This window comes from Accumulibacter sp. (genome assembly GCF_029255125.1).
Taxonomy (GTDB): Bacteria; Pseudomonadota; Gammaproteobacteria; order Burkholderiales; family Rhodocyclaceae; genus Accumulibacter.
On the sequence record NZ_JAPUVR010000081.1, the window covers coordinates 64,150 to 72,112 of the forward strand.

A 7,963-nucleotide genomic window follows, 5' to 3' on the forward strand; every position below is an offset into this window, starting at 1 on the left:
GTGGCCTCGCGTGCCGCGGGAAAGCCCGTCCGTGGGCGCTCCGAAGGGATGGCATGCGGTTTGCTTGTCACGCAGAAACAGGTGCTGATGGCCAAATGCGATGACAGTGAACTTCTACAATGAAATGGTCGACGCCGAGGGAAACCTCAGGTCGCACTACCGCGCGTTTGCCGACTGGCTGGCGAGCATGCCGACGGAGCGACTGGCGCGCAAGCGGGCCGAGGCCGACACTGCCTTTCACCGGGTCGGCATCACTTTCGCCGTCTATGGCGAAGAAGCCGGAACCGAGCGGCTGATTCCATTCGACATCATCCCGCGCATCATTCCGGCCGGCGAGTGGCAAGCCTTGCAGGCCGGACTCTGGCAGCGCGTCACGGCGTTGAATGCCTTCCTGAACGATATCTATCACGCCCAGGAGATCCTGCGCGCCGGATTCATTCCATCCGAACAGGTGCTGCGCAACCCGCAGTTCCGACCCGAGATGATCGGAGTGGACGTGCCCAGCGGGATCTACGCGCACGTTGCGGGGGTCGATATCGTGCGCGCTGGAGGCGGCGACTCATACGTGCTCGAAGACAACTTGCGTGTTCCGTCGGGTGTGTCGTACATGATCGAAGACCGCAAGATGATGATGCGGCTTTTCCCCGAGCTGTTTTCGCGCCACAAGATCGCGCCCGTTCAGCACTACCCCGACATGCTGCTGGAAAACCTGCGAACCGTCGCACCGAAGGGAGTCGGCGACCCGACGGTCGTTCTGCTGACGCCCGGTGCGTACAACAGCGCTTACTTCGAACACACTTTTCTTGCCCAGCAGATGGGCGTCGAGCTGGTCGAAGGGCGCGATCTGTTCGTGCGCGACGACACCGTCTATATGCGAACGACACAGGGTCCACAACGCGTAGACGTGATTTATCGGCGGCTCGACGACGACTTTCTCGACCCGCTGGCGTTCAACAAGGACTCGATGCTGGGCGTTCCCGGTCTACTCTCGGCTTACCGGGCAGGTCGCGTCACGCTGGCCAATGCGATCGGGACCGGCGTTGCCGACGACAAGTCGATCTACCCGTACGTTCCGGAAATGATTCGCTTCTATCTCGGTGAAACGCCGCTGCTGAACAACGTGCCGACGTGGATCCTGCGCCGCCCGGATGATCTCGCATACGTTCTGGCGCATCTGCCTGAACTCGTGGTCAAGGAGGTGCACGGTGCGGGTGGCTACGGCATGCTCGTCGGTCCCGCGGCGAGCAAGTCCGAGATCGATGATTTCCGTGCGCGCATACTCGCCGCACCCGACAAGTACATCGCCCAGCCGACGCTCGCCTTGTCCAACTGCCCGACCTTCGTCGACGCCGGCATCGCGCCGCGCCATCTCGATCTGCGGCCGTTCGTGCTCTCTGGCAAGGGCATCGGCATGGTACCCGGTGGCCTGACCCGGGTCGCCCTGCGCGCCGGCTCGCTGGTCGTCAACTCATCGCAGGGTGGCGGAACGAAAGACACCTGGGTTCTGGAGAGCGAAAATGCTTAGTCGCACTGCCGATCACCTCTACTGGCTGGCCCGCTACACCGAGCGGGCGGAAAATCTTGCTCGCCTGCTCGATGTTTCCTATCAGATGTCGCTGTTGCCGCAGTCGATTGCCTCACAAAACGAGAACTGGCGCGCAATTCTGGCGTTGAACAGCCTTGAGGACGCCTTTGCCGAAGTCTACGACGAAGTCAACGTCGAAAACGTCCTCCATTTCATGGTTTCCGATCCCGCCAACCCGTCGTCGATCCAGAGTTGTCTGCGTGCCGCGCGCGAAAACGCGCATGCGGTGCGCGGCACGCTGACCGCCGAAATGTGGGAAAGCGTCAACGCGACCTGGCTTGAGTTGCGCCAGCAGCAATTCGATCACATTCTTGCGCGCGGGATCAGCGAGTTCTTCGACTGGGTCAAGTTGCGTTCGGCGCTCATCCGCGGCGTGACCTTCGGGACGATGCTCAGGGACGACGCACTGCATTTCATCCGCCTCGGCGGGCTCCTGGAGCGCGGCGACAACACGGCGCGCATCCTCGACATGCAGTACCATGTCCTGCGCCAGAACGGCGATGAAGCCGCAACCGACTTCTACCGCTGGAGCGCGTTGTTACGTTCGGTGTCGGCTTTTCAGGTCTATCGCAAGGTGTATAGCGAGGCGATCACGCCGGCACGCGTCGCTGAACTATTGATCCTGCGCATGGACATGCCGCGGTCGCTGCACGCGTGCGCCGACGGTATCGTACGGATGCTCCAGTTGATTGCCAACAGTGTGTCGGCAGAGACCGAGCGACAGGCAGGCGTGCTGCACGCTCGCCTGCACTTCGCCCGCATCGATGACGTTCTGGCCGGCGGCCTGCACGCCTACCTGAGCGACTTCATGGATCGGATCTACGATCTTGGCGACGGCATCAGCCGCGATTTTCTGGTCGCTGCCTGAGCCGTCGCCGGCGATTTCACCAAGGCCGTCGCCGGCGATAACACTCGAGGTCGTCGCCGGCGCTTGCCCTGCCTTACTGCATCTGCTGAATCCCGGCCAGCACCCAGCCCGTGCGGCCATCGCGCGGCTTGATCATGTGCCAGACCTCGTCTACCCGCTCGGCGGCCGCATCCTTTTCTTCGCGGATCAGGCCGGTAAAGCGTACGCTGACGATGTAGCGGCTGCTCTCTTCGCTGACATCGAGCACTTGAGCGTCGATCTCGAGGACATCGGTCTCCTGCTTGGCGTTACCGCGTTCGCTGATGTCCATCTTGATCTCGGCGAACATCTCGGGTGTCGTGAACTCGCGGATATCGTCAAGGTTGCCGGCATCGTTTGCCGCTTGCAGGCGGATGAAATTGACTTTCGCGTTACGCACGAACCCGGCTGCGTCAAAATCAGCCGGGATGTTCCCCGGCTGGTGACTGTCATCGAGCACCGGTTGTGCGCTGCCGGGGGAGAACATTGCCGGCTCGCCTGGGCGGTGCTCAGGCAAGGCAGACGGCGCACCAGCCGTCGCGTACTGCAGCCCGCCGCTCGCCGGCGCCTGCGACGCAGCCTTTCGGCGCATGATGAACGCGACCAGCGCGAGGGCTGCCATGACGAGCAGTCCGATCATCAGCATCGAGGCGAGTTCCTCACCGAAACCGAAATGCGCGGCGAGCGCCGCCAGCCCAAGGCCCGCTGCCAAACCCGCAAGCGGTCCCATCCACGATCGCTTCGGCTGTGCCGGCGAGGCTGGCGCAGCCATCGGCCGCTGCGCGGCACTGGTTGCCGCAGCAGAGGAGGGCGCCTGCGGGGCACTGACCGACTCGCGCTGCATGCCGGAGGACTTGCCGCCTCCGAAGCGCTTTGCCGCGTCGGCATCGCCGGTCGCTACCGCCAGACCGAGCGCAAGAACGACTGCCAGCATCGAAAAAACTTTCATGATTTTCTCCTGTAAGGGGTTCAGGGGTGGAACGGGAGCTAGCATAAAGAGCACACAGTCGAACGAAAAGCAGAATATTTTGTAATGATACTTCGAAAATTCCGTCGAAACTCGGCGCTTGCCCTGGTCTTTCGCCGTCTTCGCACCAGGTGTTGGCGCGCTGTCCGATCAGGATGAAATGGAGTCGCCGGCCGAGGAGGTCGATTGTGGCAGAGCAGTGAGAGCACCACCGGGCAGCGCACGTCCAACCTCGGACGTCGTTCGCCGGCCTCGCCTGGCACTGCCAATGGCTGACGAGCGCGCCTGTTCGATGATCGCGATGGTGGCCGGGTGACTCGATCGGCGCTCGGTGGTGATTGCGTAGACCTGTTCGCTGATCGTTTCGATGCGGCCGAGCGCGCGGACGCGATACTGCTCGGTGAGGTGTCCGGCGATCGCCCTCGGAGCAGCGAACAAGCCCGCGCCGCCCTGGGCGAAAGCCTTGAGCAGGGCGCTGTCGTCAAACTCGCCGACGATCCGTGGGTGCAGACGCTGGCTGGCAAACCATTCCTCAAGGCGGGTGCGGATCGCCACATCGTCGCCGGGAAGGAGAAAGGGCGCACCCTGCAGCAGGGCAGGGAAGTCCCCATCGAGCTTGGCGAGCAATGCGTCGGCGCCGAAGACGCTCAGTTCGCTTTCCGTCAACAGGTGGCTGAAGCCGCGCACGTTGAGGTTGGCCGGCATCGGCTGGTCGGCGATCACGATGTCGAGCCGATGTACAGCCAGTTCGGCGAGCAGTGGCGTCAATCGTCCTTCGCGACAAATCAGGCGCACCGCTTCGGGTAGGCTCAAGACCGGTTCGATCAGACGATGAGCAACCATCTTGGCCACCGAGTCGGCGATCCCGACGGCAAACGGCAGGCTTCGTCGGGTTGTCTGGTCGCGTGCGATATCGAGCAGCTCGTCGCCGAGAGCGAAAATCTCGTCCGCGTAACTGAGAATCCGTCGTCCGGCGTCGGTGACTTCCAGCCCGCGGCCAATGCGATGAAACAGTTCCACGCCCAGCGTCTGTTCGAGTTCGCGCAACTGACCGCTGATTGCCTGCGGTGTCAGGTGCAGTTGCTTGCAGGCGCGCGCGATGCTCCCTGACTTGGCGACCATCCAGAAGTAGCGCAGGTGCTTGTAGTTCAGCGTGGGCATGCTCGATATGGTCGGAAAAATGGAATCATCAGTTCAGTATATTCGATTTGTCGGATGCTTTTGCATCGCCTAGACTAGCTCCGTGTCTCGTTCCTTCTCGCTGCTCGCATTTTTTCTTTTGGGGAGTCCTTCCATGCAGATCGCCATTCAGGCCAGGGGTGTCGAACTTACCGCCGACTTGCGCGACCACGTCGACCGCCGCGTGCGCTTCGCTTTCGACTGGGCAAGCTACGCCATTGCCAACGTTGACGTCGTCCTGTCCGATATCAACGGACCGCGCGGCGGCAACGACAAGCGATGTCGAATTCGCGTCATCGGTAACGAAGCGCTCGACCTGGTGGTTGAAGATACGCAGGCCGACCTCCATGTTGCAGTAGACCGCGCTGCCGACCGTGCCGGGCGCACGCTGGCGCGCCGACTCGCGCGCCAGCGACAATACCGACACGACGACGGCTACCTGGCCAGCGTTCCGCGCTGAGCACGCTCGCATAGCGGCCCGGCATCACCGAACAGGCTACTTTCTGGAGGTAAACGATGAAACGTGTATTTCTGCTCATCGCCACAAACCTGGCGATTATGCTCGTGCTTGGCGTCGTCAGCACGCTCACCGGAGCACACCGGTTCTTTTCCGGGGCCGGTCTGGACTTGGGCAAGCTGTTGTTCTTTGCCCTGATCATGGGCTTTGGCGGTTCGTTCATTTCGCTCTGGATGTCGAAGACCATCGCGAAATGGAGTACTGGCGCGCAGGTCATCGAAACTCCGGCGAACTCGACCGAGTTCTGGCTGGTCGACACGGTCCGCCGGTTTTCCGAGAAGGCCGGCTTGCCGATGCCGGAAGTCGCCATCTACGAGGGCGAGCCGAATGCCTTCGCAACGGGCGCGAGTCGTAACAGCTCGATGGTCGCCGTCTCCACCGGATTGCTGCAAAGCATGACGCGCTCGGAAGCAGAAGCGGTGATCGCGCACGAGGTAGCGCACATCGCGAATGGCGATATGGTGACCCTGACGCTGATTCAGGGGGTCGTCAATACCTTCGTCATCTTCCTGGCGCGCGTCGTCGGCTGGGTTGTCGATTCCGCCATGCGCCGCGGCAGCGAAGAGTCGGCCGGCCCGGGAATCGGCTACACGATCACGGTCGTCATCTGCGACATCGTCTTCGGCATCCTGGCCAGCATCATCGTGATGTACTTCTCACGCGTGCGCGAATTCCGTGCCGACGCGGGTGCCGCCCAGTTGCTCGGGACGCCGCAGCCGATGGTCGCTGCACTGCAGAGATTGGGCGGCCTCTCCGCCGGTGAGTTGCCACAGAACGTGGCCACCGCCGGAATCACCGGAGGCGCCGGCTGGATGGCCTTGTTCTCGAGCCACCCGCCGATCGAGGAGCGCATCGCGGCGCTGCAGAACGCGCGCTGATTGGCAACTCGCCAAGCGCGCCGCCGGAACCGATCGGCCATCGGTTCCGGCGCTGGTTTTGGGCGGCAGCGAACGGGCAGGCGGAGGTTGAAGTCGGCTATAATCGCCCGCCTGACCTCAGTCAGGGTTCACTGCTTGCGCTTTCCAGAGACCATTGCCGATGCCAAACGACCTGCCCGGTGCGCAGAACTGGCCTGATACGATGCTGGCTCCAACGCCGCCGCTGATCGGCGCAGCGCGACCGGCGGATGCCGTTCTGGTGGACAAGTACGGGCGGCAGGTAAGCTACCTGCGCCTGTCGATCACCGATCGTTGCGACTTTCGCTGTCACTACTGCATGGCGGAGGAAATGGAGTTCCTGCCGCGCGCGCAGGTGCTGACGCTGGAAGAGTGCTTGCGCCTGGCCAGCGTCTTTGTCGACTTGGGCGTCAGCAAGCTGCGCGTCACCGGTGGCGAGCCGCTCGTCCGGCGCAACGCCATCTGGCTGCTTGAACGACTCGCCCGCCTGCCGGGCCTGCGCGAGTTGGTTCTGACGACCAACGGTTCACAGCTTGCGCGCTACGCGCCGGCGCTGCGCGCAGCCGGCGTCAGGCGGATCAACATCAGCCTGGATACGCTGCGCGCGGAGCGATTTCGCCAAATCACCCGGGTCGGCGATTTGTCGCGCGTGCTGGCAGGCATTGCAGCGGCTCGTGCGGCCGGCTTCGAACGCTTGAAGATCAACGCGGTGCTGCTGCGCGGGGTGAACGACGACGAGATCAGCGACCTCGTCCACTTCGCCGTTGCACAGGAAATCGACATCGCTTTCATCGAGCAGATGCCCTTCGGCGAGCTTGGCCATTCACGCCGGCCCAGCTTTCTCAGCAGTGACGAAGCCCTCGCCTTGCTGCAGGCAGATTTCGTCCTTGTCCCGTCGGCGGAAACGACCGGCGGCCCCGCGCGCTACTGGCGGATCCCGGGGCAGACGACACGGGTCGGTTTCATCGCCCCGCACAGTCACAATTTCTGCGCTGCCTGTAACCGCGTCCGGGTCACTGCGCGTGGCGAACTGTTTCCCTGTCTGGGCAGCAACGACGCCGTGCACCTGCTGCCGCTGTTGCGCGCGCACCCGGCGGACGACGCGCTAGTACGTGCGGCCATCGCGCAGAGCATGGGCTTCAAGGCGCGTGGGCACGATTTCGGCCAGCGCCTGGACGCTCCGCAACTGGTCCGTTTCATGTCGATCACTGGCGGTTGAACCTTGCTCGGAGCGCCTTCGCTTGCCCGCACGGCCGTATGCTCATCTGCGATCAAGGACGACTTTGACCTCGCTTGGTGCGCGGACAGCGTCCGGCTGTGAGGGCGCTGGTGACCGCCGGTTTGTCGCCATCAGCGAGCGGTGCACGGTCGCCACGCGGAGCACAGTTGCCAGGCGCGGCCTTGGCCTGAGCAGGGTAAACGCGTAAACGCATGCGCGAGGCACGCTACACTCGTACGGCGATAGCCTTTCACTGGCTGATGGCCGTCGTCCTGGTCGGCTTGTTCTGTCTCGGCACCTACATGCACGAGTTGCCGCTGTCGCCAGAGAAGCTGAGGCTTTACGCTTGGCACAAATGGGCCGGCATCAGTGCGTTTCTTCTCGCGCTTTCCCGCCTAGGCTGGCTACTCGCGCATCGGCCGCCGGCCTGGCCGGTCAGCCTGCCGCGTTGGCAGGAAGTCTTGGCGCGAGGAGTGCATCTGCTGCTCTATGTCCTGATGCTCGCCATTCCGCTCTCTGGCTGGCTGATGAGTTCGGCCAAAGGCTTCCCGACGATTTATCTTGGCGTCCTGCCGCTGCCCGACCTGGTACAGCTTACCCTTCGCCAGATCTCCGCTGGACACCGTAGCGGTTTTTCGTTATGGTTTCGCCTATGGATCTGGCGAAGCGGCTGTGGGAAGGTGATGCGCTGGAATACGTTCGGGAGATAGCCGC

General features: G+C 63.0%; 8 protein-coding genes. 6 read left to right on the forward strand and 2 right to left on the reverse strand.

The window, feature by feature from the left end; all coding sequences use genetic code 11:
• Positions 1-100 precede the first annotated feature (100 nt).
• A complete protein-coding gene (locus tag Q1L59_RS05050) occupies positions 101-1,525 on the forward strand; it encodes a circularly permuted type 2 ATP-grasp protein (protein WP_300328949.1) in 1,425 nt (474 codons plus the stop codon).
• Positions 1,518-2,453 carry an alpha-E domain-containing protein gene (locus Q1L59_RS05055; protein WP_300328952.1) on the forward strand — a complete coding sequence of 312 codons (936 nt, stop codon included), beginning with the start codon at positions 1,518-1,520 and terminating at the stop codon, positions 2,451-2,453. The genes Q1L59_RS05050 and Q1L59_RS05055 overlap by 8 nt, the downstream gene beginning before the upstream one ends.
• 73 nt (positions 2,454-2,526) lie before the next feature.
• Here the strand turns inward: Q1L59_RS05055 and Q1L59_RS05060 are convergent, their stop codons facing one another.
• Together Q1L59_RS05060 and nhaR are read right to left on the reverse strand one after the other, a co-directional pair.
• Positions 2,527-3,420 (reverse strand): Tim44-like domain-containing protein, encoded by an 894-nt coding sequence (locus Q1L59_RS05060; RefSeq protein ID WP_300328954.1) that lies wholly within the window; start codon positions 3,418-3,420, stop codon positions 2,527-2,529.
• Between the two features lie 168 nt (positions 3,421-3,588).
• A complete protein-coding gene (gene nhaR / locus Q1L59_RS05065; RefSeq protein ID WP_300328956.1) occupies positions 3,589-4,599 on the reverse strand; it encodes a transcriptional activator NhaR in 1,011 nt (336 codons plus the stop codon).
• A gap of 133 nt (positions 4,600-4,732) precedes the next feature.
• Here nhaR and Q1L59_RS05070 point away from each other — a divergent pair, with 133 nt between their 5' ends.
• The 4 genes from Q1L59_RS05070 (at position 4,733) to Q1L59_RS05085 (ending at position 7,959) form a co-directional block, all read left to right on the forward strand.
• On the forward strand, positions 4,733-5,077 hold the full coding sequence (locus tag Q1L59_RS05070; protein WP_300328960.1) for an HPF/RaiA family ribosome-associated protein: 345 nt from the start codon (positions 4,733-4,735) through the stop codon (positions 5,075-5,077).
• Positions 5,078-5,133: 56 nt separating this feature from the next.
• Entirely contained in the window at positions 5,134-6,012 is an 879-nt protein-coding gene (gene htpX / locus Q1L59_RS05075) for a protease HtpX (RefSeq protein WP_300328964.1), read from the forward strand.
• 202 nt (positions 6,013-6,214) lie between these two features.
• Complete coding sequence (moaA, locus tag Q1L59_RS05080; RefSeq protein ID WP_300328969.1) at positions 6,215-7,249, forward strand: GTP 3',8-cyclase MoaA; 1,035 nt, start codon at positions 6,215-6,217, stop codon at positions 7,247-7,249.
• A gap of 212 nt (positions 7,250-7,461) precedes the next feature.
• The gene (locus Q1L59_RS05085; RefSeq protein WP_300328966.1) at positions 7,462-7,959 is read left to right on the forward strand and encodes a cytochrome b; all 498 of its coding nucleotides are present in this window, start codon (positions 7,462-7,464) and stop codon (positions 7,957-7,959) included.
• Positions 7,960-7,963: the final 4 nt, after the last annotated feature.

Bases quoted from the DNA above. Each gene is read 5' to 3' on its own strand.
- htpX (WP_300328964.1), top strand. From the start codon at position 5,134: ATGAAACGTGTATTTCTGCTCATCGCCACAAACCTGGCGATTATGCTC.
- moaA (WP_300328969.1), top strand. From the start codon at position 6,215: ATGCTGGCTCCAACGCCGCCGCTGATCGGCGCAGCGCGACCGGCGGAT.
- Q1L59_RS05050 (WP_300328949.1), top strand. From the start codon at position 101: ATGACAGTGAACTTCTACAATGAAATGGTCGACGCCGAGGGAAACCTC.
- Q1L59_RS05055 (WP_300328952.1), top strand. From the start codon at position 1,518: ATGCTTAGTCGCACTGCCGATCACCTCTACTGGCTGGCCCGCTACACC.
- nhaR (WP_300328956.1), bottom strand. From the start codon at position 4,599: ATGCCCACGCTGAACTACAAGCACCTGCGCTACTTCTGGATGGTCGCC.
- Q1L59_RS05085 (WP_300328966.1), top strand. From the start codon at position 7,462: ATGCGCGAGGCACGCTACACTCGTACGGCGATAGCCTTTCACTGGCTG.
- Q1L59_RS05070 (WP_300328960.1), top strand. From the start codon at position 4,733: ATGCAGATCGCCATTCAGGCCAGGGGTGTCGAACTTACCGCCGACTTG.
- Q1L59_RS05060 (WP_300328954.1), bottom strand. From the start codon at position 3,420: ATGAAAGTTTTTTCGATGCTGGCAGTCGTTCTTGCGCTCGGTCTGGCG.